This window comes from Methanocella sp. MCL-LM, assembly GCF_049676595.1.
Classification (GTDB): domain Archaea; phylum Halobacteriota; class Methanocellia; order Methanocellales; family Methanocellaceae; genus Methanocella_A.
The window spans coordinates 1262446-1287305 of the sequence record NZ_CP187259.1; the positions used below are offsets into that span (position 1 = coordinate 1262446).

Below are 24860 nucleotides of genomic sequence, written 5' to 3' on the forward strand. Positions count from 1 at the left end.
ATCCGCGCATGGCATAATCGCCGGCAGATATGGTAAGTTATAAACAATTGTCTGATAATCTCCAGTTTATGACGAGCACGTACATTGCGCAGATCGGAGACGGGTACCGGATCACCCTGGAGAAGAGCATCCTGGTCAAAGAAGGCCTTGCCCTGGGCGACTTTGTCGAACTGACCGTCCGGAAGATCGAAAAGACCCCGAAATCGGAGTCAGGCAGCCCTTACAGTACGTAATGGCGAAGCCAGGTGCATAGCATTTCTGCCCCCAGCCTTAAAATAGAAAAAATGATCCCTGATCTTACATGGGGTATACGGAACTGGTGACGTCTTTGTCGACGATGCACTCGTTCACGTTCCGGCCACAGCCAGGGCACTGTTCCTGTACGTCCTTCTTGATCTCGGCCCCGCAATGCTGACAGGATGGGCATTCAGACTTTTTCTCCATATGTTATCACCGAATTATTAGTCAGACCCGGAATGCGATATACCCGGGCCCAAAATTTAGTGTAATTCCTCGCAGATGTAGTTTGAAAATACGGCCGGCCATAGCCGGCAAACAATGCCCTCTGGGGATATCCAAACCTCGGGAAAGACTACTGTACTTACATCTCAGCAGTATTCTCCATGACTATCCTGTCGGGCGACCGATAAGGTTATTTCAATCTCGTGTAACCTTAAAATCCAGCAGGCAAATAGGTTGGTGTGCAACCATCACCTATTTATGTAGATTACTACATTTACTAAATATATGAAAAATAGGAAAAGTATGCCTGTCACTCCAGGAAACCTAAAAACTCTCAAAATCACCGAGCATACCCACGATCAGCTCCAGATTATCAAAGTCATGCGAAAAGAAAAGACGCTCTCGGACACCATCGACTCGGTATGCAGGGACGTGGCCTTCGATCAGCAGCTCAGCAAAGATCTTCGGGACTTCGGCATGACCCTGGAAGGCACGTCTCCTAAATACGCAATCCATGATGCCGTCGTGCTCCTGTGGGAGGACCGGGTGATCGACGACGACCTCTACGTGGAGCTCGAAAAGTTAAAGGTGACCATCGGGTGCGAGACGATGAACGACGTCTATAAGTTCCTGCTCAGCGAGTACCAGCAGAAAAAGGAATAGTCTACGCTACCAGCGCAGGCGGCAGCGTCACTTTATCCGGCACAACAGTACGCCTTTGCCGACTGGCAGGATCATGGCATCTACGCGTTCGTCTTTTAACGCCCTGGCCAGGAATGGTGCAAGCTCTTCCCCGTGGCTGATGGCGTTATCTGCCACGAGTATGCCGCCCCTGACCATCGCTGGTACGATCCCTTCGTAGCAGTCTGCGTACGCTTCTTTTTCGCAGTCTAGGAAGCAGAAGGCCACGTCGGAGCATTTTCCTGCGTAATGTCGGGCCTCGCCCTGTACGAGCCGGACGACGTCTACGACACCCGCCTCTCTAAATGTTTCCCTTGCGATCCTGACCTTCTCGTCGAGCAGCTCAAACGTGGTTATATGCCTGCCGGCTTCTTTGCAGGCCAGCGCCAGCCAGAGTGTCGAGTAGCCTCCGCTGGTACCGATCTCTATGGCTTCGCCCTCGGGTGCAGTGGCGAGCATTATGGCGATAAATCGTCCTGTCTCAGGGGTGATCTGCCGCAGCCTCTGCATTCTCGGAGTACCGTTTGCCCGGTCTTGAAAGTCAGCCTCTTCAAGGTATTCCATGCGGTTTTTCATACGGGACGGGATATCGTTAAACATCTTTCGCCACCTTGTTCTATCTTTTAATTGTGAGCTTTCCAGTACGTGTTCATTCCGTTGCAGACCACCCGGGAGCCGGGTGGTACCTGGGTGAGCACGAGGAACATGCTGAGCATATCCACCGAAGCGCCGAGGGCATTGAGTAGTACAATGATGCTCAGCAGCGGGCTCAGCATGCCTGCGGCTCCTGCGATCAGCGGTAGCAGGAAAGACAGGACTATAAATGGAGTTACGCTGATCATGACGAACCTGCGCCTTGTCAGCACTTCTCCGGTAGCGACAAACGGGCCGGCAAATGTGAGGCCAGCGTAGTTCTTCTGGGACCATATGAAACCGGGGATGAGCGCCAGGTGCAGGAACTCGTGTACAAATAGCAATAGTGCCAGAAGTACCATCATTAATATTAGATCGGTGAGGTAGATCGAGACAGAAAGCGAGCCTGACAGCACGGGTATCTGGTCCAGTAAGGCCGGCGCTGTCAGTACGATCACCAGCCCGGAGATCACGAGGTTCAATAACATCAGAGGAACCGAAAACAGGATAGCTGAAATAAGGTTTCCAGGCTCCTTCAGCTTCGTCCACCCTTCGGCCAGCAGCCTGGTATCTCGGGCTTGATCTGCCTCCGGGAATCCTATCGTGATTCTAATGCCGCCTCCTCCTGAAAGTCGATTGCTATGCCTCTGAGGGGATAGGCGATATCTCATAAAATATTTTCCTGTGTCAGATAGCCTGACTACTCAGCGAATAATCTTCCGCCGCCAACTGTGTGGGAGATACTATGGCCGGGTACGCGGAGCCGGCCAGACTTGTGCCAGTCTGTTACCTGAACGGCGTTTCCCGCGCCATTCTGCCACCAAACGCTTCCTTGATCTCTACCTGTTCTTTTTTATTGGTGATAACTCTGCCTTCTGATCCGCAGAGCGGGCAATTGACATAAGCGTCGACACCGCCCTGGCCCATGACTCCATCGGTCATGTACGCAAATTCATCGACACTCGATTGCATGACATCGAGGTCTCCCCTGAAAAACATCCTGACGATGTATACCGGATTATGTACGTGACTGTGTAGCTGGTGCTTCTTGTTCGGGTTTTCGCTCTTCGCGCTGGTACACTCATGCTCCACGTAGAATACCCGGCCTCCATCCAGCCTGAATGCTGACATCATATACCTCCTGAGCCTGCTTTATGTCTCTTCGGGGCTCATATCTGCGATGCATCCAGCGGTATATGCCGCATGCTGGCTAAAAAGCCCCATCAATCATCCTCCGCTAAGGCGCAAATACCTATCATTAGGAAAAAAGCGAGAATGAGCCTCCCGGGATATTTTTTATACAGCGGCAGGCATCTTATTCAACGGGATGCCCGCGTCCCGGGAGCCATTTGATGCCCTTTCAGTTATGGGGGTATTGGTGCCCGCTTTTTATTAAGATGGCTCTTGTGGCAGCTGTACCCGAAGTAGATGAGCAGGCCGGCCAGGCACCAGATGACAAACTTGTACCACGTGCCCGAGCTGAGGCTGAAGATCAGGTAGCTGCATGAGAATATGGCGGCCGCGGAGATGATCGGCAGAGCCGGGCAGCGGAAAGGCCGTTTTAGGTCCGGGCTTCTTATGCGCAGCACCAGCACTCCGATCGCCGCCAGGATGAAGACGAAGAGGATGCACACGTTGGCCAGCTCAGCCATGTCCCCCATGGGCATGAAACCGGCCACCAGCGCCACAGACAATCCAACGATCAGAGTAATCAGGTGCGGGGTCCCGAACTTATGGTGCACCTTGCAGATGCGCTCGGGTATGAGCCCGTCCCGGGACATCGAGAAGAGTAGCCTGCTCTGGCCGAACATGAGGACGAGCAGCACTGTGGTGATGCCCGCGATGGCGCCCACCCCTACTATTGCAGAGCCAAGGCCCTGTCCTATCGCGTTGAGCGCGTAGGTGACCGGTGCAGGTGTGTCCAGCGCCGTGTACGATACGACGCCTGTCATTATGGCTGCCACCACGATGTATAATATCGTGCATATGACCAGCGAGCCGATGATCCCTATGGGGAGGTCCCTGTTAGGGTTACGGCATTCTTCCGCGGCCGTGGCGGCCACGTCGAATCCCGTGTACGCGAAGAAGATGATCGAAGCGCCCTGGGCTACGCCAAGCAGCCCGAAAGGCAGCAGGGGCTCCCAGTTTATCGTATTGACTGCGGGAGCCGCCAGGATGATGAACAGAAAGATAACGGCAAGCTTAACGAACACCAGAATCTTATTAAGGGTGGCGCTCTCCTTTGTCCCGACCACCAGCAGCCCCATGATTAAAAGGACCACAAGCGCCGCCGGAAGGTTGATCAATCCGCCGTCCGCCGGTATCTTCGACAGGGCTTCAGGTAGTGTCAAACCTGCGCTGCGCATCAGTTCCGTCAAATATCCCGACCATCCTGCAGCGACGGCGCTGGCTCCGACCGAGTACTCCAGGATCAGGCTCCAGCCGGCCAGCCAGGCGAAGATCTCTCCGAGAGAGACGTAAGAGTAGGCATATACTGTGCCGGATGCAGGCACAGCCGCCGCAAGCTCTGCGTAAGCGAGGGCGGTAAAAATGCATGCAATGCCGGCTATGATAAAAGATATCGTGATGCCCGGCCCTGCGTACCTTGCGGCGGCGATGCCCGTAAGCACGAAGATTCCAGTGCCGATGACACATCCTATGCCCAGCAGTACCAGGTCTACAGCGCCAAGCGTGCGCTTCAGGTTTTTACTCTCGATGCCACGGTGTATACTGTCGATACTTTTTTTCCTGAAGATATCCATAATAATCCCGCCTCGTCCTCATGAACCAGTGCTGTAGAAATTCCTCTTGTGACGCAGCGGTAACCTTCCCGGAGGCCTGCTTCGTCCGCGCAAAAGCCATGGCCGGGACCGGCTCAGTATCTTAAGAGAGTTGGGGTTGTTTGAGGGTATTCACTTATGATCTGGGTGGTGTACTGGTAGCCTGTCCCGACATACACGGATATTCCATGCCGCAGTTTCCTGCGTGGCTTGCTACACATGCCGTGTGTGCAAAAACGAAATTGGTTGCAGAGCTATTATAAGTCTATGTGGGAATCGTCGAACTGTGCGACTTCAGGCGTGCTCAGGCACACGATCGGCGATGTTTGCGGGCAGGTCCTCCGCGGGCAGCTCTACGATAAATCTCGCACCTTTTGAGTAGTCTCCGGGTATGCGGTCTTCAACCATGATCCTGCCACCGTAGTTGTCGACAAGAGTGCTGACAATGTAGAGGCCAATGCCTCTTCCCTTATGCTGCACCTGCCCTGTTTTCATCCGGTCAAAAATCGCATCCTTGCTGATGTCCGGCACTCCGGGGCCATCGTCCTCGATGGAAACCCGGTAGTACTTTCTGCCATCCCGGAAAGTCGTTTCTATCCGGATGTCTATCGTCAGAGGCCTTTCGCTGACCGAGTGCTTGATCGCATTACCAACCAGGTTCGAGAATACTTCTCTCAGCAGGGAGTTCGCTTTGACCGGGAGACCTCTGACAGAGGAGTAGTTGATAGTTATACTCCTGTCGACCGAGTGGTTGTATTCTTTCACGATGTCGTCCAGCACCTCCCCTATATCTATGGGCTGGTACTGGACGTCTCCCGCCTGTACTTTGTTAATCATCCTGATGTTGCTGATGAGCTTCGAGCTATTGGTAAAGGCCTCAAGAGGCTTTTCTATATAGTGCAGGCTTTCCCGGCCCAGCCTCCCCTCGGTCTCGATCTTCATCCGGGCGATCTCCAGGTGGCCCATGCCGATCTGGTTGATGTTGTTGATGTCGTGGCTCATGATGTCCATGTACAGCTCTACCTGCCTCTTGGACTCCGCCAGCTCGTGCTCATTGTGCAGCTGTTCGGTGATGTCCTGGATGATCCCTGCGTAGCCCGATATTTCCTTCCGGACGTCCAGCAGCGGAAATAGTCTCAGGGATACATAAACCCCGTCAGTATTGCCGCGGCCCGTAAATCGCATTTTTGACATGCTGTATCTCTCGCCCTTCTTCAGCCTGTTTAGGGCTGGGACTAGCTGCTTATCCATCTGGCTCAGGTACTCGAAGAAATTCAGCTTCCCGACGAGCTGGGCCCGTTCCATGTTGAGCAGCCTGGTCATTGGCTCGTTCACTATGGCCAGGCGTCCGTTTACATCGCACAGGAACATGGCATCCGGAGAGTTCGCGATGATGTCCTGCACGTAAGGCCTGGCATCGCTGATCTTCCTGCTGATGGTAGCCAGCAGCCTGTCCCGGCTGCTGGAAAGGTAGAACAGTAGCGCTATCGCCACGAACACAAGAGACACTGTATAGATGATGTCGGTCAAGTTAGCGATCTTGTAGGAAAAAATTCTGGTTATGTGGAGCATCCACCGTGCCTCGAATAGCGCGTCCGCGATCGCGTTGACCATGACGAAACCGCATATCGTACAGACCAGGTATTTCATCTCGTCCCTGATGTCCATGTTCAGGAGCTTGAAGCACAGCAGGACGATCGTCATGTCTACGATCAAGTACACCAACAGGGTGACCATATCAAACGCTCTCGGGTCGCTCCACTGGATGCCGGGTGCGACGATGATCACAGTCGATGCGATACCTATGATGCCGATGATATTGATGAGCAGGTTGATGGGCCGACTCAAGTACCATTGCCTGGAATGCCTGATCTCCAGCAGTGCGTATATCAAGATGAGGTATGTGCACAAGTACCCGAACCCGATGACATAATATACGATAGCGTCAGCCTTGATCTGCGTGAGGACGACTTCCCAGAGCAGCGTGGTCAGTGACCAGGCAGCCATGGCAACCGTGAAGATCAGGATAAACCGTTTGATGTGGCTGTGTCTTTCCCGGAAGTATATTCTCGCCAGTATCAGCGTGATCAGCAGCGGCCAGAGAAACTGTATCGTGCCGTAGAAAAAGTTCGAGTACAGCGCCGGCAATAAAAGGGCTATCAAATTCAGTGCAATAGTCGTGCCTGCGGCCGCGAGCATGATCTTCCAGAGATCAAGCCCTCTAACATCCATCCCTGCTCCACCCATCACTTCATACTTAGTTCCAAAAGATGTTAAATATTTCGGCGAATAATTTTTAATGGGTGATATAAATTTACATCGGGGAAAAATACCATAATTATCGGTTTGTTTTAAAAAAGATGAGGCGGACTTTGTCCGCCAACTCATGGTTTCGCTGTCCGTTCTTCAGATCATGTGCGATACGAAGATGAAGTACAGGAGGAAGATCAGCGACACGATCCACATCAGGGGGTGGACATCCTTCCACTTGCCCGACATGACTTTGATCAGGCAGTAGGAGATGAAGCCGAAGCCGATACCCTTGGAGATGCTGAAGGTAAAGACCATGCCCACGATGGTGAGGAAAGCCGGAAGAGCATCCTCGATCTTGTCCCAGGCGATGTCCTTGATCGACGTGATCATGAGGTATCCCACGATGATCAGGGCGGGCGCTGCGGCGGCCATCGGCACGAAGTATGCCAGGGGCACGAAGAACAGCGCTGCGAGGAACAGTAATGCTACGGTGACTGCCGTAAGGCCAGTCCTGCCGCCCTGGGCTACGCCCGAGGCGCTCTCGACGTAGGTGGTGACCGAGCTGGCACCGAAGGCGCCACCGATCATGGCTGCGACGGAGTCGACCAGCAGGACGTTCTTCAGGCCGGGTAGCTTGCCCTTCTTGTCAAGCATCCTGCCCTGTTCGCCAACTGCGACTACGGTACCCATGGTATCGAAGAAGTCGACCATAAGGAACGCGAAGACGACGGGGATGATGGCGATGGACAGTCCCTGGATGGCGGTCTGGGAGAAAGCTCCGAAGAACATGCCAAAGGAGGCCAGGCTCGGGATCGCGACGATGTGGCCGATCAGGCCTGTTACGCCGCCGGACAGCCAGGTCGTTACGTCCAGGGCCGCCGGGACGTTGCTGGTGCCAGCCGGAAGCGCACCGATTGTGGCGGGCACTCCCTGCACACCGTAGACGTTAAATGCAAATCCGAGGGCATTGGCTCCAAAGGCGAGCACGAGCGCGAGCACGCTGGAGATCAGGATACCATAAAGAATGCTGCCCTTTATCTTCAGCGCCATCATGGCGGCGATCGAAATGACTGTTAAAATTGCAATGATCACAATGGGGTTGGACAGGCTGCCGAACTGAACCAGGGTGACCGAGTTTCCGACCATGATCTTCGCGTCCATGAAACCGATGTACGCGATGAACAGGCCGATTGCGGCGCCGATGGCGAGCTTCAGGGACTTCGGGATGGCGTCCATGACCATTTCTCTCAGGTTCGTCAGCACGAGCAGCGTGATGATTGCACCTTCGATGACGATCATGAGCATGGCCGTCTGCCACGTCAGGCCTAAGCCGATGACGACGCCGTACGTGAGGACGGAGTTCAGGCCCATGCCCGATGCCAGCGCGAACGGATACTTTGCGACGACACCCATCAGGAGGGTCGCAACCGCCGCGGCCACACAGGTGCCTACAAAGACCATCGTGAAGTCCATTCCTGCAGCCGAGAGGATGATCGGGTTCAGGATGATGATGTATGCCATCGTCATGAACGTCGTCAAGCCGGCAAGCAGTTCAGTCTTAATAGTAGATTTTCGTTCCGATATCTGGAAATAGTTGTCAACTATAGAAACAATAGACCCGGATTTTCCGGAGCCTTTAGGGGTTTTCTGCTGATACACCTAACCACCTCAACCTTTATAGTTGCTTGGACATCTAGATAAACATTTGCTTTTTATAATTAGATTCAGGTAACTTGTATATAGCCAGCATAAATATAACGAGGGACATAGGCCAGTTATTATAACTCGGGGGACTCCTGCCGTGTTATCTGCAAGTATGCCTGTAGCCAACAAGGATATGTACATTCACCAAACTTTCTTAGTTTAACAGGTGCCTGTTGTCATGGGATTAAAAAAACCGGACGAGTCGCCTTACCTTATGGTGGGGATCGAGTTCATCATCGCCATAGCAGTATCCCTGTTTTTCATATCCATGGCCATGAATAACTTCCAGGCGCTTCCGGCTCAGGCTGCGATACTCATTCTGATGCTTCTCTGCCTCCCGCTGCTGATCATCATCTACTGGACCGCTGGTGATTCAAAGCTGAAGCCAGTGGTAATGGGACTGATAATCTTCTTCGTTGTCCAGACCATATCGGGGATCTTCTGGTATGTCCTCCCGCAGGTGGAGGCCGCTTCCTTCGTCTACGGCCTTCCGGCGGTGATGGACATCGCTATGTTCCTGATGCCGCTGGCCTATATCCCGCTGCTGTACGTGCTGACCGTCGCCGTGCTCAGCAAAAAATCCTCCCCTTCGCTCTTACTCTACGGCATCGTAGGCTCGTCCATGGGCGCCATCACCAGCGTCCTGGTCTACCTAGGTCTGTACGCATATGGCCACCCCGGATCACTTTTCGATGTGCTCATCTTTGGCTATGCCATGATCGGGGATGTCCTCGTAACCGGGCTGTGCGCCGTCCTCCTCCTGGCCAACCTCCGCAAGGTCTCCAGCTACCTGTACGGCATCGTCCTGGTCTCGTTCTTCCTCAGCTTTGTGGGAGATACGCTCGGCGCCCTCACCGGCCTGGGCATCGCGGACGTATCCAACTACACCCAGATCGTCTATTCGATCATGATGGCGTTCGTGACCGTTGCCCTGTTACTGTACTCCATGGGCAGCGTCAACCGGGTGCTGGTAGACCGGCTGAACCGGGAACTCTACGATACAAGGCGGCTTGTCGACGATCTGCTCCGGCATACTCCGGATGCCATGTGCGTGGCCGCCGTGGACGGCAAAGTGATCCGGGCTAACGGGCAGTTCTGCCGGCTCCTCGGGCGAAGCCCGGACGAAATCGTGGGGTCGTTCAACATTTTCCACGACTGCGACCGGCTTGGCTCCGGCTTGTGCGGGCCCGCGACGCAGCTGCAGGAGGGTATCTCCACGACGGTCCACCGGGTGTGCAGCGGCAGCGATGGCAGGCTTTTCCGGGTGAAGATGTTTCCTACTTATTCCGCGACCGGCCAGATGTCCAGCTACATGATCATCCTCGAGGATGTCACCGAGCTGGAGCAGGCGACAGATGATCTAAAGAGGGCTCACGACGAGCTTGAGACGAGAGTAGAGCAGCGCACGACTGAACTTGCGGAAGCCAATACTGCGCTGTCCGGGGAAATCGAAGAACGTAAGCTGGCGGAGGATATGCTCCGCACCTCCCTGGCAGAAAAGGACGTGCTGCTGAAGGAAGTGCACCACCGGGTAAAGAACAACCTCCAGATCGTGACCAGCCTGCTCAACCTCCAGGTAGCCGACATCAAAGACCCGCACGATGTCCACATCTTCCGGGAAAGCCAGAACCGGATTCGCTCCATCGCGCTGGTCCACGAGTACGTCTACCAGTCCGACGACCTGTCCAGAGTGGACTTCGGCAGGTATGCCGAGGCGCTCACCCGCCAGCTGTACCAGTCTTTCCAGGGCCAGGTTTGCCAGGTCAGGCTCACAGTCGACGTCCCCGGAATCCGGCTCGGGGTCGACAAAGCGATCCCCTGCGGGCTGATCATCAACGAGCTGCTGACCGGATTGCTAAGCTATCACGCAGCCTCGGGGCAGGGAGGCGAAGTTTGCCTCGGGCTCCACGAAGCCGGCGACGGAAAACTCGTACTGGCTCTGGCTGACAGGCAGATTTCCGATGGCCCGGACAGCGACATAGCTGCCAGGCCTGGGGAAATAGTGGAGGTGCTGGTCGGGCAGCTTGAAGGCACGATAACTGTGGATCGGACAAATGGAATAAGCTATACAATAACGTTCGATGCCTGAAACGACTTTATGGCTGATGTCAAACCTAGTAAATAGTTTCTAAATTCGTCGGTTTCTGAAGTATTCATCACTGTTTCCTACCATATAGTCAAATCCCTGCTACGTCGTTTGCCTCGCAGGAGGCAGAGTAATGACAACTCTGGCCCCTCTCCCGGGGTTCCCGGGCACCCGGTCCTCGATCCAGACCCGGCCGCCGTAGCGGCTGATGATCTTCTTTACGAGGTACAGGCCCATGCCCGCCTGGCCGCCTTCCCGCCTGAAGACGCCCGACTTCAGCTCGTCAGGTATGCCCGGCCCGTTGTCGGAGATTTCGATCTTGCAGGTGCCCATCCGGTCCTTCGTACCCTTGATATCGACATCGACCGCTTTGCCCGTCGAGTGCCTCGCGCTGTTGACGATGATGTTCCGCATGGCGTAGTGGAACAGCGGGTCTACTTTGACGTCCTGGGGCAGTGCCTTTACCGTGACGTTCAGCTTGCGATCGTACGACCGGGACAGGACCATCGAATCCTCTATCGCCCTTTTAACCGATTCTTCCACCGGGACCGACCTGACCAGCGCACCGTCGGCATCGCTTATAGCCCTGACTGTATTCAGCGCTTCATCGCTCCCCCGGATGGCCCAGAGCACGTCCCCTGGCAGCTTTTCCCCGGCCCCCTGCTCCTGCCACGCCTGTATGATCCGGTTGTGGGCCGCGATCTCGTGGGCGAGCAGCTCCACGAAGAGCCGGGCCTGATCCGCCTGCGAGGCAAGATTTTCCTCCCACACCCTGACGTTCAGCGCAATAGCCATATGGCTGCAGATCGTCTGCAGTGTCTCCAGCTCGGAAGGTGTCAGCGCCCTTCCATGGAGCACCGTCAGCACGCCTACCAGGCCGTCGTGATCGATCAGCGGCGTGGCCACCACGAATTCTGCGCCGATGCGCTCGATGGCGTCCTTCACCGTCGTCATCAGCCCGTACTCTTCGATAGTCGTGACCATCTGCTCCCTGTGGTAGGCGCACCGGCCGGCCATCGAGGGCGCATCCGGGGCTATGGGCCCGATGCTGATCATCGACTTCAGCTTCTCAGTCCAGCCCTTGCTGGCCAGCAGCTCGATCTCCTGTCCCCGGGCGACGTACCCTGCAAGGCCTGTGTAGCCGTAGGTCTCCTTGACGATCCACAGCGCTTTCTCCAGCAGCTCCTTGGGTGTCCTGGTCTGGGTAGTGAGCCGGGAGATATCCGACAGCGTCCTCATCAGCGTCACGTTTTGAAGCAGGATGATCTCGCTCACCCTCTCTCCCCCCGGGCCGGTCATACGCTGGCATTCAGTCCTGAAGAACCGGCGCCTGCCCAGCTTGTCCCGGTCTTCCAGCATCTCCCCGTGCCTGCATATGTCCGTCAGGCCTGCGAAAAGCTGGTTGAACATCATGCCCACGGGGGCAGCACGGTGGGAAAAAAGCTCGATGAAAGCGGGGCTTGCCCATACGATCATGCCGTCCCTGTCCACTACGCACGTGCTGTTGTCAACGCTGGAGTCCATACAATAACCACTGATCACTTTACTAATATTAATCTTTCACGGGGGCTTCGCTTCGCTTCGCCCCAAAGATGATCGAGAGCGAAACTACCTGGTCAGAACAAGCGACTAGTGGATAATTATGTGTCCTTATCAGGTTAATATAATTAAAAAACCGGACGTATCCTCGTAATCTTTAAGCCTTGCCGGGGCTTATTGTACAATCGCAGTAATGCAAGTGATTCCAAAAATGAACACTGAAAACATGGTTGCCCGTTCGGGTAAAAACCGTAGTTCGGCTCTGAAATTTCTCCCCTTGATCGTGCTCGTGCTAATCTGGCTCTGGATCCTGCTGTTCGTGGCAGTCATCGGCCTGAATACCACGGTGTTCCACTCAATGTTCGGGTGGGCGGCGATGTTCCCCCACATCTAACCTTTTTACTGCGTAGATATTCTGGAAACATCTTCGTTTATGGGGTTCGAATCAGCAAGTAGTCCTTGTACGGGCTCTCTTGAACGATGACTAACGCTGCGCTGTGACGCCAGCACAGCGTAGCGTTCTACTGCATTCGCATGAGAGTACGCAAGGTCTGTAAGGCGTATCCTTTTGTGGAACTTGAAAAGGGAGGATAGGGGGCGGGGAGGTGTACGACCCCGGCGGGATCGCCGCCCCCGTTCGGGATGTTCCGCTTGTTCCGTGTGGATAGATAATCGAGATTTCTTCGAGGCGTTTTTAATGCCGCAGGCCATGTTCGGGGCCGTGTTTCCCGGCAAGGCTTGCGGCATCCGCGCTGGTTTGGTGTCGAAATGTTCGTTTAATAACGAACATTCTATTATATGCGAACAATAGGTATATGTACCTTGCGGTATAATCATTCTGCGGGGTACGAACAGTTTGAAAAATGGGAACGTACAGGGTCAGGTACCGATAGAGCTTTTTGCCACCGACAGCGGTATTCGGGCTATCGACAGCCCGGTCCTGGTTAAAATCTTATCCATGCTGAAAGAGCGGGACATGCCCTTCGACGAGATCGTGGCCAAATCCGGCAAGGCAAAATCTACCATCTCCGTTCACCTCAATCGCATGATAGAGGCCGGTGTCATCGGCTCCAGGCTCGACCTGGAGGACCGGAGAAAGAAGATCTTCTTCATCAACTCCAGCTACCTTGGCGGCCTCCAGAAGGAGGCCAGTATGGACAACGACATCCGGGACTACTTCATAAAGGCAAAAGGCGGGCTTCCCGACATGTTCGCTTTCTACCGGCTCATGTTCAGGACCATCCGGGTAGAACTATACCGCCAGGGTGTCAACATCGAGCCTATCCTGAGCGATGCAGGGTACAAGATGGGTCAGGCTCTATACGAAGTCGTCAGAAGCGATGATCTGGAGGAAATGCTGGAGAACCTGGGGAAGTTCTGGTCCGACCACCAGCTGGGCCGCATGGTTATCGCATCCCGGGACCCGCTGACGATCTACGTTTACGACTGTTTCGAGTGCTCCGACCTGCCCCAGCTTGGCCGGCCGGCCTGCGCGTTCGACATCGGCATCCTCAAAGCCATCTTCATCGCCAGGTACGGCAAAGACCCTGGCGTAAAAGAGATCGGGTGCTATGCGATGGGCGACGACCGGTGCACCTTCGTGATCGGCGGACAATAGCACCATACCTGTAAAAAGCCCGCCGGGCCCGCCGCATCAGCGGGCAATACCTTTCGTGGTATCAGACTACTGGTGGTCCATGAAAGCACGATACCTGCTGACCATATGCGTAGTCTTGATCACCGTCAGCGTCTTCGTGGTACCCGGCACGATCTACGTCGGGATCGACAGAAGCCTGGCAACCGAGCTATCCTCGATAATGCTGCTTGCCGGCATCGTCTCCGCCGTCCTCACGGTAAACCAGGACGCGAAGGAAGGGCGGGAAATAGAGCTTGAGGGACGACGCTAAATCCAAATTTTTTCGAGCCCTTTAACATTATGATCGCTGCGCTTTGCCGGCCATCCTTTCCGGGTTACTCGCAAACTGTTATTTATGTGCCAGTGAACGCTGACGAACGCTGCGCTGTGCCAGGATCACAGATTACTCAGAATCTGATGATTCTGGCAGATTACGCAGATTGCACAGATGTTAATCGATAACCCAAAAAGGAAATGGTTCGCTGTATTCCTTATTTTATAAGAAATCTGTGCAATCTGTTAAATCTGTATCAATCTGTGATCTGGCACAGCGCAGCGTTCGTTTTGCTGTCTCACTGAATCAGAGCAATCAGGTAAGGCACAGCGCAGCGTTCGTCTTGCTATCTCAGTGAATCAGAGCAATCTGGTAAGGCACAGCGCAGCGTTCGTCTTGCTGAGTCGCAAGTAAAGAAAAAAGTTATGCGATATCTCTCGAAGTATCAATGTATATCCGGTCCATGATCTTGAACCTGATGTACTCGACGACCGGGGGCATGCCCCGGATTTTGGGGATCGAGAGCTTGTTGCTGATCTTGTCGCCCTTGAGGTCCGATTCGATGAGGAACAGGGTGTCGCAGTACGTCTGGAATATGTTTTCTATGCGCTCGGGGTGGACGCCTTTGAGGATCAGCAGTATACAGGTGCTGTCTCTGTCCACGACCATGTCGTAGACTTTGTCCAGCAGCCTCTTCAGAATGGTCAGGTCCACGCCCAGCTCGATCAGGAAGCTGAAGTTGTCGAAGATGATCGTGAAGGGCTCGGCGCAGTTGGTGTAAATATCGTCCAGCTTCGAGTCGATAAACTCGATCACCCGGCGGTCCACTTCGGCGATGTCCTGAGACGAGACGTAGATATTGTTATAGTACTCATCGTGGACGTCTATGAACTCCACGTTATCGTGGGCGAAGTTTAGCTCTGCCATATGCCTGAGGATGTGTACTGGATCCCGGCCGGTAGTGAAGTAAAACGTCTTCCTCGGCGTGGTGAACTCAAAAAGAAATATCTCGGGCTGAGCCTTGGGGTCAGCCCCGAAATAAACCAGAGAGCCTTTCGGTATGCCGCCGTTGAGCGTCCGGTCCAGGATGTTCATGCCAGTAGGCAGCCTGTTAGTGACTACCGCTTCCGGCTTCTCCTGGGTAACCCCTTTAGTGTCCGCCTGTTCCTCGGTCATTTTGCGAAAGGTTCTCTGTCCCTAAGCTATTTTTACTTTTTCGTTGGCTTGCTTTCCATCTTTCAGATGAGGGCTTCAGATGAAGCCTTCATATAAAGACGGTGAAGATCACGTAGGCTATGACTACCATGATCAGGGAGTACTTTAGCCCTGACATCCACTTGCCCTCACCCATCTGCCCGGCCAGCAGCCCTGCGAAGAAGCCCTGGATCAGGGCGGAGTGGAAGAACAGCCGGACGTAGTCTTCAGGGTTGAACGCCTTGATAAACGTCGCCTGCGAGGCCGTTGCTCTGGCTGCCGAACCGCTGGCTGCAGACGTTGCGGCGCCTGCCGCAGAGGCCATCACGGGGATGAAGCTCGACGTCAGGGTGTAAACGCAGTATATGAACACGAGGAACGAGATGAAGATAATCACCACGTAGATGAGCATACCGTCAAATCTTTCCTTGCGCATCAGCTCGTTGGCCCTGGCATCGTTAGCGGCGATGTTCAGGACGTCCTTAATGTCACCCGAGGACTCGCTGGCCTTGGTGATCAGCGTGATGACTCTGGTGGACGACGACGTCCGCAGCGTGTTGGCGAATCGCTTGAGTGCCGTGTTTACATCCGTGCCCCACAGCAGATCTTTGTGGATCTTGGTCACTTCTTTGCTAAGCGTGCCGAAGTTCGAGTTCGAGATCAGGTTGATCGACTGGGTCAGGGTCATGCCTGTCTCGTTGGTCGAGGCCAGCTTTTTCAGGAAGTCGGGCATCTCCGAGGCGATCTTCCGCTCGCGCATGTTCTTGGACTCGTGGAAGAACGCCAGCGGCGTCAGCGAAATCAGCAGGAAGTAGACGATCAGGTCGTCGAAGTAGCCGATGATCGGCCCGTAGATGATCAGCGGGTCGGTAGTCCATTCCCCTTTGCCCATCGCCAGGTTCTTCTGGAACGTGCTGACGTCGGCGAACGCCTGGGTCATGTTGCCGAACGTGAGGCCGATCAGCAGCAGCACGAGGATAATCGCGACTGGCATGCTGATGGCCAGGACGTTGATCGGGTCTTTCCTCACCCACTCGAGCGGGTTCTTAGTAAACTGCTTGAACTTCAGGTTCTCCCTGGCCTTATTCAGCTCCGCCGTCTTCTTTTTCTCCGCGCTGGCGTCCGCCGCGTTCTCGGGCAGCATGTCGTACTGGGTGATCACATTGACCTCGAAAGGCCTGGGCGTCTCATCATCCTGCGGCGTCATCATGCTGATCATGACGATGAATATGACCGAGCCAAGAGGCAGCACAGCGTAGATGATGATGTAGAGGATCATCGGGCTGCCACCGTTCATGATAGTCATGACCGAGGACATGATAATAATGAACAGCGGGCCTGCGACGAAACAGGTCACATACGACTCTGCGATCAGGCCGAGAATTTCCAGGAACGATTTCTGGTCGAGGGCAATCCTCATCCTGTACTGCTCGACTTTGTTGTTCAGGTATGTGGTAACGTCACCACCGCTGTCGATCACCGAGAGGAGGTTGGACAGCAGGTCCTGGAGCAGGTCCGAAGGGGTCTGGTTAGCGCAGTTGATGAGCGCAGCCCTGAGGTCGTTGCCGAAGTAGTCCATGTCACGGATGACGAAACCAATCTCACGGGAGACTTCTCCGTAGGTGGTTTCAGCCTCGTAGAGCGACCGCAGAATCGTGATGATGTCCGCGCCGCCTTTAGACATGGCGTACATGAAGGTAACCGCAGACGGAAGGCCTTTGTTGATCCTGGACTTCCGGTCGCTGGCGTTGAACGACGGGATGAGCAGGAAGATGGAGAACGTGATGATGTAGCCCAGCGCTCCCAGTAGTATCGTCGTTACGAGGAGGACGATGATGCTGGCGAACGGGAAGACCCAGGACATGCTATCGGGCATGTGCAGGTTGGTCATGCTGAAAGAGTTGATGATCACTCCTCTTAGCAGGAACCCTACGATGAGGCCGAACATCGCGCCGACAATTCCGGCGATGATCGAGGATAAGTAGGCGACAGAAACGTACACTTCGTACGACTGGGCCATGTGCGCCTGGCGCAGCTGCTTCTGCAGCTGGTAGTAGCGCTCCTTCCGTTTTTTGACTTCGGGGCCAAAAATGACGTGTGCAATCTGGCTAAATTCGTCCATGTAATCAGTCCCTGATCTGCAGCTTCTCCAGGACCCGCTCCGGCTTAACGGCGTACGCCTGGATGATCGCCGCCACCTGGTGGAAGTCCCGGATGTTGTTTTTCACCATGTACTCCAGAACGCGCTGCCTGCGGTACAGCTCGGTCACGAGCTCTTTCTTGCTCCATGCCCTGCGCTGGGATATCTCCGCGAGCACCGCCGACTCGCCCACGTGGTCGAACCTGTCCGTCGCCGAGTTCCAGACATATACATCGTTCGTCCGGATGTTCCTGGTGTTCGGATCGATGTCCTGGATCTCCACGAGCTTCATGTTCCGGCGGACACGCTTGTTTTTCAGGTACGTCTGCGACTGGATGCTGATGATGTCCAGAGCAGTGATCATCGTCCTCGGCACGCTGATGGGCGGGTTCTCCAGACGGTGGATGGCGGACTCTACCGAGTCGGCATGCATCGTCGAGAACGTGGTGTGGCCTGTCGACATAGCCTGGAACAGGGTCAGGGCTTCCTTACCTCTGACTTCACCTACTAGCAGGTATTCAGGCCTCTGACGCAGCGCCGCCTTCAGCAGGGCGAACATCTCGATGGCGCCCTTGCCGTCAGCCGTGAACGAATCCCTGGTCAGGCCGGGAATCCAGTTCTGGTGGGGCAGCTTCAGCTCTCTGGTGTCTTCCAGAGAGATGACCTTCGCCTTGGGCGGGATGAATAACGCCACAGCGTTCAGCGACGACGTCTTACCCGAAGCCGTGCCGCCCGAGAAGATCAGGCTCTTGTTGTTCTCGATGCAGAGCCACAGGTAGGCCATCGTCTCGGAGGAGAAGGTGTTCCAGGCGATGAGGTCTACCGGGGTGATGGGGATTTCCTTGAACTTACGGATGGTGAACGTGCTGCCCCTCGTGGTGATCTCCTTGCCCAGGGTCATCTGGATACGGGAGCCGTCGGGCATGGTGGCGTCGACCATCGGCTCGGCGATCGAGATGTGCTTGCCGCATCTCTGCGCCAGCCTGATGACGAACGAGTCGAGCTGCCTCTCGTTGAACGTGATGTTCGTCATGATGTTCTCGTAGTTCTTGTGGTACAGGAACACCGGCGTGTCAAACCCGTTGCACGAGATATCCTCGATGAAGTTGTCGTTCATGAGGGGCTCGATCTTGCCGACCTGGATGTAGTCCCGGACTATGTAATAGATGAGCTTGTGGTAGGACTTGGTATCGATCTTCCCGATGTAGTCCACGATGACTTCGGTAGTCTTGCGGACCAGCATCTCTCTCCGGTCGGACTTGGGATCAATGTTCTCGATGAGGAGGACGTCCTGCAGCCGCTGGTAGATGTCCTCGAGCAGCTCTTTCTCGAAGATCGTCAGCGTGGGCTCGCAGACGTAATAAAGGTAAGTGTTGGCCTTTTCGTTGTAGAGGATGACGACGAAGGAATACGGCTCGATAACCCAGTAGCGCTCGATCTCCTCGAAGTCGGCCAGGCCGGTGAACACCGACATCGGGCCCTGCTTCTCCGGGTCGTAGGCTTCGAACTCGAACTTCTTCTTGAGCTTCTTGTCGGCTTTGGTTTTCTTAGCGACCGCCGCCTTGGGCTCTTGTTCCTGAATGTCCGCACCTTTGGACTTGGATAGAATCGTGTTAAACTCGTTGATGATGTCTTCTTCGCTCTTGTTGTGCCTGAGCGAATCGATCTCGGCCGAGCTGATCAGCCGATCATCGCGCCTGGGGGGAGCTTCGGGGACAAGCCTTGCGGGAGGTTCCGGCACGTACCTTGCCGGAGGTGCGGCAGGTGCCGGCTCGGGGGCCGGGATGGCAGATTCCTGCTGCATAGCGTACGGCTTGCTCAAAATTCTTCTCAGCTCTTCCGGTTCCTCTTCTAATGCTGCCTGAGGCTCAGCAATGACTTCCTCTGGCAGGTTAACGGGCTGCTCTTCCGCAGGGTAAACGGGCTCTGGTTCTACCGCGGTTACTGCAGAAGCGATCTGCTCTTCCTGACTTGCAGGGGCTTTCTCTGTCTGGCCAGCCTGTTTTTTCTTAAGTAAACCGTAAAAAGTTTTTTTATCAGTATCGTGGGTTTCGAAGTTAATACCTGAATTACCGGTTCCTGTCACTTTACCCTCTCCGTAAAGGCTTTACCTCGCCGAACTCCGGCTAGTATTACGTAACCCTGCACCGCCCCACTAGCATTTGAGTACCGCCCCCGTACGTTACTCATTGGTTATCGTAATAGTTATCGTAATATAACTTACTGGATTTATGGGTATATAAACTTAGTGTCAATAAGAAATTTTTTTGGAAGCTTTTACGTAAGTAGGCAAAAATTGTGCCCGGGCTCTTAAAAGGGTAATTACATTTTTGAAATTATGGAAAAATTTCATTCTCCTGTAATTATCCGCAGATATTGCCGGGCAACCATATAAATAATACTTCCAGAACTTCCGGACCAAGCGTAAGAATGCAGGTTGAGGGTCGGGAAAACTTTATATCAAAAAAGTTCCCCCAACACCCTCCTCTAAAACTAGCCCACTATTTTCCAGTGCCCGCCGATATTCACGACGTTCAGCTTACCGTTAAGCTCGAACACGGAGAGCGGCTCGTACTGGTACTGGACGCTGGTCCACCTGGCGGATACTACGTCTTTGCCGCCGATCTGCTGTGCTTCTCCGGTCTGCGTGGTCAGTACATACTGGACTTTTGTAGCGCTCTCGGAGTTCCCGTACATGGCGCCGGTGCCCTGGAGGAAGTCCTGGTAAGCGGTGCCGGACAGGGGCTTGAACTTGTTGTCTCTGCCATCGTATGTAACGACTAAGCTGGAGGCGGTAGCATTGTCATCCCTCTCTAGGCTGTCAAAAAACGCCTGGATGACTCTTTCCGGGGAGCTGTCCCGATCGTTAGGGCCGTATACGCTCTGCATGCTGTACTCGTAGATGGCACCCGGCGCTTCGATTACATAGCGCACCGGAACCGGGGTCGACGGGTGCATGTAATAGCGTACCGTCATGTTGATAAATCCGTCCCCGTAGCCGATCATACGGCCGGCCTCGTAGACTGAGCAGTTGTCGAAGTTGCCTGCGGTGGTGTTAAGGCTCGCCGTGCCGGTCAGGCTGTATGTGGCTTCCAGGGAGTTCCACGCTTTGTCTGCGGTCGTCATGTTAAACGGGGGGAAGCCTCCTGTAACAATAATGGTGGAGCTGTTAATGGCAGTGATGAGGACATTGGTGGTAGCAGTCCTGTCCTTCTTGACCCAGACATCTGTCTTGACAGAATTGTTGCCATAGATCTCCTGCGAAGTGATCCTGTCGCCGTCCACTTCGTTCTTCGCCGCGGTGACGATGAAGTCCCTGTGGGAGATCGTGCCGTTTTCGTTCACGGCCATATCGTACCGGGCCATGCTGAACTTGGCCGGGTCGAAAACGTCCTTGCCATAAAGTGTCTTGCTATCTTCCTTGTTGTCAGTGCACCCCGAGGCAGCCACAACTGCCACAATTAGTCCGAATAACGCGAGATATATAGCTGACTTGCCTATCCTGTCCATTTTCTCTACTCCTGCACTTCATCCGCTCTCTGTTCTTCCAGCAATCTGGCCACGGCATACGCCGGGAACACCCGGGACAGACGCTCGTCGCTCACCATGGTGAACGGCATCCCCAGCTCCATGAGCGCTTCTTTGATTATGAATGCGCCCAGGCCGCAGATGGCTGCTTTCCTGATCCCGTGCTGTTCCGATACCGCGGTGACTGCTTCTTTGATCTCGTCGATCTGGCGCCTGCGTGCCTGCTCAGCGATCTCTTTAACCTCTTCCATGCCCAGCTCTTCCAGGTCGCAGCAGACCAGCCGGGCTATTCTCCGGGCTGCTCCTTCGGCATCCTTGGGGCCGCAGTCAGGAGTGTCGCAGGTGTAGTCAGCGGGCGAGATCCGCCCGAGGAGCAGGTGGACGTCTCCGGTGATCGCAAACAGCTCCGACGCTGTCCGCACCTGCTTGCCCCTTACATTCACTTTGTGCATCAGGGCTGCCAGATTCGTCCTTAGCGTGCCGGCATAGATGAGCTCGTTGTTCCCGAGGCGGCCGAAATCCGTCAGCATGGCTACGGGCTTACCCTCGGACACCGGGATAATATCTGTGGTCGTGCTTCCGGTGTCGATAAAAATGATGCTGCAGTGCACCTTTCCAAGGTACCGGGCCGAGGCCGACCAGTTAGCCGCAGAGAACAGGCTGTGTTCCTCCGTGTTTTCGTAGAACTGCCCGTCGTAGCCGTAGAACAGGGCATCCGGGAACACTTCTTTTACGACTGAGGAGATGTGGGCAATGCCGTCCTTTTTAGTCGGATAGCAGTCGGCCAGCTCCCCTGTTATCGTAATGCCGACCGGGCCGCAGTTTCCGGCGTTATGCTTGATCTGCTCCAGCGTGCCTTTCAGGTCAGCCCCTTTCCACAGCGGCAGGTAAATCGTCTCTACGTAGCTCCCGTCGGCAGACGCCGCCTTGGTGTTTGCCCCGCCGATATCAATGCCCAGCGCTATAAGTATTCCTCCAGGTCTTTCTTGGTGAACGAGTATGTGCCCTTCCTGTGAAGCTCCGGGGGCATCGTGCCGAAGTGGGCGAGCAGCACCAGATCGGCGACGTTGACATCGATCGCTTTCACGACGCCGACGATCGCGGTAGTCGGCCGGGGATTGATGTCCACGATCCAGGGGTGTGCCCCAAATACGATATCCACTCCGAACAGCCCTTTGCAGCCGGCCATATGGCCGGCCATCACCGCCGCGTTGAAGATATCTGCCATCGCGGGGTGGGTAATATTGACATCGTTACCGTCGTAGTCGATGCCGTTGTTGATTTTGATGTGCTGCCTGTTCAATGTCAGCGGCAGAATCCACCCTTTGCTCGCCACCAGAGAAATGCTCAGGTGCTCCCCTTCCACGAACTCAGTCGAGATGTAGCCCTCTTTCTCCACCGGCCGATCAGACACGAAAATGCCTTCGGACCCGCAGCCCGTCCGGGGCTTGACCACGCACTTCACCGGCTGGTCCTCTCTCACGATGCGAGGGGCATACAGGCCGTTATGCAGGAGCATCTCAGTAGCTTCCTTCTTGTCAGCGCACAGGCGAATCGCCGCAGGGCTGCTGCCCAGGTTAATGCACGACGCCTCAAGCACTTCAGTATAGTCCGCCAGCAGCTCGTCAGGCGCTATTACGAGCCCTGCGTCGCAGGCCTCCGCCGTCCGCTTAAAATCAGAGCCAAAATCCGAAGGCACAGACACCGTACACCCGGCCGCCTCGAACGCCGCCTGCAGCGTCTTCAGCATGGCGGCCCCTTCTCTCCTCAGGGATGCATCCATGCCCGTGCACACCGAGTATTCAGCCAGCATGACCTTCATAACAATCCGCACAAATGAGGGACGCACAGGTATAATAGCATTTCGGGCTGAGATCAGTACCCGAGGTGCAATGACTTTTCACCACGGCAGCACGGCTCCTTAGCCAGACCACTGGAAAACAAGTGTTCTAACCACGGCGGCACGGCAGCACGGCTCCTTATCCAGACCACTGGAAAACAAGTGTTCTAACCACGGCGGCACGGCAGCACGGCTCCTTATCCAGACCACTGGAAAACAAGTGTTCTAACCACGGCGGCACGGAGACAATTCGAGAAACGACTGGTGGATGGTTATTTAAACCACGGCGGCACAACGACACGGAGACAACCCGTACCCGAATAGCAAGGCTCTCTTTTTATTGATCCACGGCGGCACGACGTGCTGGCGGCACGGAGACAAATAAGTTTTCCTTCCTTCAGTCTATCGATCGAAAGTCAGGCTGAAACGATTGGTTAGCAAGCTTATGGTTAATGCGCTGTCTTGGTGTCGCCGTGGACATAAAAAGAAGTTCACTTATACCGGTTCACCATTGTCTTGGTGTCGCCGTGCCGCCGTGGTTTTATTTACCACTGGCTTGTCGTGGATCGCTCTGTCTTGGTGTCGCCGTGCCGCCGTGGTTCAAATATTTGATCTACCGTTGTTGGGATATAGGGCCGTGCCGCCGTGGTTCAAATATTTGATCTACCGTTGTTGGGATATAGGGCCGTGCCGCCGTGGTGATAATTTTTATCTTCGGGATTTCGTGCTTCGCATGCCAGTAACTATTATATCTCACTCAAGCGAATTTACGAGCGATGACGTTCCGCATTCTGATCACCAACGACGATGGCGTCGCTTCTCCTGGCCTGATGGCGGTGTACGAGGCTGTGAAGGACCTCGGTGAAGCCATCATCGTGGCGCCGGCTACGCAGCAGAGCGCGGTGGGGCGGTCGATGACCTTGTTTGAGCCGCTGCGGATCGAGAAGATGAACCTGCAAGGCTCTGTGGCTTATGCGGTTAACGGGACGCCGACCGATTCGGTGATCATGGGCATGTATGTGACCATGGCGGACAAGAAGCCTGATTTAGTCATCTCGGGCATCAACATCGGCGAGAACCTGAGCGCCGAGGCTGCCACGACTTCCGGCACCATCGGCGCCGCGATGGAGGCCGCTAACCAGGGTGTGCCTGCCATAGCCGTGTCGATGCACGTGCTGGAGGAGGCGGACAAGTTTGCTACCGCTGCGATGACCAGAGACTATGCGGTGGCCCAGAGCGTCATCCGAAAGCTGGCCCGGCACGTGCTGGAGCACGGTATGCCGAAGCGGGTTGACCTGCTGAACGTGAATCTGCCGGCGGGCGCTACGCCTGAAACGCCCGTGGTCGTGACCCGGCTGGCCCGGAGGATGTACGATACGATCGTCCACCACCGGATGGACCCCCGGGGCCGGTCCTACTACTGGGTGGATGGCACTGTAGTCGAAGACGCGCCGGAGGGCACCGATCTCCACGCCGTTCACCAGAGGAAGCAGATCTCTATTACTCCGATGTGCCTGGACATGACTGCCTGCGAGCAGACGGGCGAGATCGAGCGGATGATCAGGGGTAACTGGTAGCTGTAAGTTTTATCTTTGAAAAGCTCCAACCTCGAAACCATGGATGAACAAGCGCTGTGTGATAAGGCGATTAAGGACCCTGCTGTTTTAGACGGGCTCCTGAACGATCTGCTGCCCGAAAACAAGGATAAGGATAAACGGTTTAAGAGTTTTAACGCGCTGCTGCTCGTCAGCGAGAGTCGCCCGGAGCTACTATACGGGCGGTGGGATTTTCTGGCCGGGCTGCTGCGGAGCGGCAACACGAACTCCCGGTATAACTCTCTCTTCCTCCTGGCCAACATTGCCTGCATCGATGATCTGGGTCTTTTCGAAGGCCTCTTCGACGACTACTTCGGCCTGCTGGCTGACGAGAAGACCAGCGTCGCCGCCCACATCGCCGGCCACGCAGGAAAAATCGCCCGGGCAAAGCCGGAGCTTCAGTCCAGAATTACTGAGAAGCTGATAGAGATCGGAGGCGACGGGTTCGATCACAAGCGCTAGGCCCTGATCGCCGGCTACGCTATCGAGTCGCTGGGCGAATACTTTGAGGAGTC

22 protein-coding genes are annotated in these 24860 nt (G+C 55.0%); 8 read left to right on the forward strand and 14 right to left on the reverse strand.

The genetic code is table 11. The annotated features are described in order from the left end of the window. Positions 1-68 precede the first annotated feature (68 nt). Positions 69-233 (forward strand): hypothetical protein, encoded by a 165-nt coding sequence (locus ACPLPM_RS06320; protein ID WP_424359393.1) that lies wholly within the window; start codon positions 69-71, stop codon positions 231-233. A gap of 64 nt (positions 234-297) precedes the next feature. On the opposite strand, the gene ACPLPM_RS06325 is transcribed toward ACPLPM_RS06320, so the two are convergent. Next, complete coding sequence (locus tag ACPLPM_RS06325; RefSeq protein WP_424359394.1) at positions 298-444, reverse strand: hypothetical protein; 147 nt, start codon at positions 442-444, stop codon at positions 298-300. A gap of 303 nt (positions 445-747) precedes the next feature. Here ACPLPM_RS06325 and ACPLPM_RS06330 point away from each other — a divergent pair, with 303 nt between their 5' ends. After that, positions 748-1125, forward strand: a complete 378-nt coding sequence (locus ACPLPM_RS06330) for a hypothetical protein (RefSeq protein ID WP_424359395.1) — start codon at positions 748-750, stop codon at positions 1123-1125. A gap of 27 nt (positions 1126-1152) precedes the next feature. Here the strand turns inward: ACPLPM_RS06330 and ACPLPM_RS06335 are convergent, their stop codons facing one another. The 6 genes from ACPLPM_RS06335 to ACPLPM_RS06360 all read right to left on the reverse strand — a co-directional run bounded on the left by ACPLPM_RS06335 (position 1153) and on the right by ACPLPM_RS06360 (position 8468). Next, a complete protein-coding gene (locus tag ACPLPM_RS06335) occupies positions 1153-1743 on the reverse strand; it encodes an O-methyltransferase (RefSeq protein WP_424359396.1) in 591 nt (196 codons plus the stop codon). A gap of 23 nt (positions 1744-1766) precedes the next feature. Beyond that, positions 1767-2264 carry a DUF3267 domain-containing protein gene (locus tag ACPLPM_RS06340; protein ID WP_424359397.1) on the reverse strand — a complete coding sequence of 166 codons (498 nt, stop codon included), beginning with the start codon at positions 2262-2264 and terminating at the stop codon, positions 1767-1769. A gap of 298 nt (positions 2265-2562) precedes the next feature. Continuing rightward, positions 2563-2910 carry a hypothetical protein gene (locus ACPLPM_RS06345; protein WP_424359398.1) on the reverse strand — a complete coding sequence of 116 codons (348 nt, stop codon included), beginning with the start codon at positions 2908-2910 and terminating at the stop codon, positions 2563-2565. A gap of 230 nt (positions 2911-3140) precedes the next feature. Then, entirely contained in the window at positions 3141-4538 is a 1398-nt protein-coding gene (locus ACPLPM_RS06350) for an amino acid permease (protein WP_424359399.1), read from the reverse strand. Positions 4539-4850: 312 nt separating this feature from the next. Further along, entirely contained in the window at positions 4851-6788 is a 1938-nt protein-coding gene (locus ACPLPM_RS06355; RefSeq protein ID WP_424359400.1) for an ATP-binding protein, read from the reverse strand. 174 nt (positions 6789-6962) lie between these two features. Then, positions 6963-8468: an NCS2 family permease gene (locus ACPLPM_RS06360; RefSeq protein ID WP_424359401.1), complete on the reverse strand. Its 1506-nt coding sequence runs from the start codon at positions 8466-8468 to the stop codon at positions 6963-6965. Between the two features lie 223 nt (positions 8469-8691). Here ACPLPM_RS06360 and ACPLPM_RS06365 point away from each other — a divergent pair, with 223 nt between their 5' ends. Next, positions 8692-10602: a histidine kinase dimerization/phosphoacceptor domain -containing protein gene (locus tag ACPLPM_RS06365; RefSeq protein ID WP_424359402.1), complete on the forward strand. Its 1911-nt coding sequence runs from the start codon at positions 8692-8694 to the stop codon at positions 10600-10602. A 99-nt stretch (positions 10603-10701) separates the two neighbouring features. Here ACPLPM_RS06365 and ACPLPM_RS06370 read toward each other — a convergent pair whose 3' ends face one another. After that, on the reverse strand, positions 10702-12123 hold the full coding sequence (locus ACPLPM_RS06370; protein ID WP_424359403.1) for an ATP-binding protein: 1422 nt from the start codon (positions 12121-12123) through the stop codon (positions 10702-10704). Positions 12124-12349: 226 nt separating this feature from the next. Between ACPLPM_RS06370 and ACPLPM_RS06375 the strand changes: the two genes are divergently transcribed. The 3 genes from ACPLPM_RS06375 to ACPLPM_RS06385 all read left to right on the forward strand — a co-directional run bounded on the left by ACPLPM_RS06375 (position 12350) and on the right by ACPLPM_RS06385 (position 14045). After that, positions 12350-12532 carry a hypothetical protein gene (locus tag ACPLPM_RS06375; RefSeq protein WP_424359404.1) on the forward strand — a complete coding sequence of 61 codons (183 nt, stop codon included), beginning with the start codon at positions 12350-12352 and terminating at the stop codon, positions 12530-12532. A 462-nt stretch (positions 12533-12994) separates the two neighbouring features. After that, positions 12995-13756 carry a V4R domain-containing protein gene (locus ACPLPM_RS06380; RefSeq protein ID WP_424359405.1) on the forward strand — a complete coding sequence of 254 codons (762 nt, stop codon included), beginning with the start codon at positions 12995-12997 and terminating at the stop codon, positions 13754-13756. A gap of 79 nt (positions 13757-13835) precedes the next feature. Then, entirely contained in the window at positions 13836-14045 is a 210-nt protein-coding gene (locus tag ACPLPM_RS06385; RefSeq protein ID WP_424359406.1) for a hypothetical protein, read from the forward strand. Between the two features lie 426 nt (positions 14046-14471). Here the strand turns inward: ACPLPM_RS06385 and ACPLPM_RS06390 are convergent, their stop codons facing one another. The 6 genes from ACPLPM_RS06390 to ACPLPM_RS06415 form a co-directional block, all read right to left on the reverse strand. Further along, the gene (locus ACPLPM_RS06390) at positions 14472-15224 is read right to left on the reverse strand and encodes an RAD55 family ATPase (RefSeq protein ID WP_424359407.1); all 753 of its coding nucleotides are present in this window, start codon (positions 15222-15224) and stop codon (positions 14472-14474) included. An 88-nt stretch (positions 15225-15312) separates the two neighbouring features. Further along, positions 15313-17364, reverse strand: coding sequence for a type II secretion system F family protein (locus ACPLPM_RS06395; RefSeq protein ID WP_424359408.1), 2052 nt, complete (start codon positions 17362-17364; stop codon positions 15313-15315). Between the two features lie 4 nt (positions 17365-17368). Next, on the reverse strand, positions 17369-19468 hold the full coding sequence (locus ACPLPM_RS06400) for a type II/IV secretion system ATPase subunit (protein ID WP_424359409.1): 2100 nt from the start codon (positions 19466-19468) through the stop codon (positions 17369-17371). A 407-nt stretch (positions 19469-19875) separates the two neighbouring features. Beyond that, complete coding sequence (locus ACPLPM_RS06405) at positions 19876-20832, reverse strand: hypothetical protein (RefSeq protein ID WP_424359410.1); 957 nt, start codon at positions 20830-20832, stop codon at positions 19876-19878. A 65-nt stretch (positions 20833-20897) separates the two neighbouring features. Further along, entirely contained in the window at positions 20898-21911 is a 1014-nt protein-coding gene (locus tag ACPLPM_RS06410; RefSeq protein WP_424360044.1) for a hydantoinase/oxoprolinase family protein, read from the reverse strand. Then, positions 21872-22732: an ATP-grasp domain-containing protein gene (locus tag ACPLPM_RS06415; protein WP_424359411.1), complete on the reverse strand. Its 861-nt coding sequence runs from the start codon at positions 22730-22732 to the stop codon at positions 21872-21874. Before ACPLPM_RS06415 ends, ACPLPM_RS06410 begins: the two co-directional genes overlap by 40 nt. A gap of 794 nt (positions 22733-23526) precedes the next feature. Between ACPLPM_RS06415 and surE the strand changes: the two genes are divergently transcribed. Together surE and ACPLPM_RS06425 are read left to right on the forward strand one after the other, a co-directional pair. Further along, positions 23527-24327 carry a 5'/3'-nucleotidase SurE gene (gene surE, locus ACPLPM_RS06420; protein ID WP_424359412.1) on the forward strand — a complete coding sequence of 267 codons (801 nt, stop codon included), beginning with the start codon at positions 23527-23529 and terminating at the stop codon, positions 24325-24327. Between the two features lie 39 nt (positions 24328-24366). Further along, the gene (locus tag ACPLPM_RS06425) at positions 24367-24807 is read left to right on the forward strand and encodes a hypothetical protein (RefSeq protein WP_424359413.1); all 441 of its coding nucleotides are present in this window, start codon (positions 24367-24369) and stop codon (positions 24805-24807) included. The last annotated feature ends 53 nt before the right edge of the window (positions 24808-24860 follow it).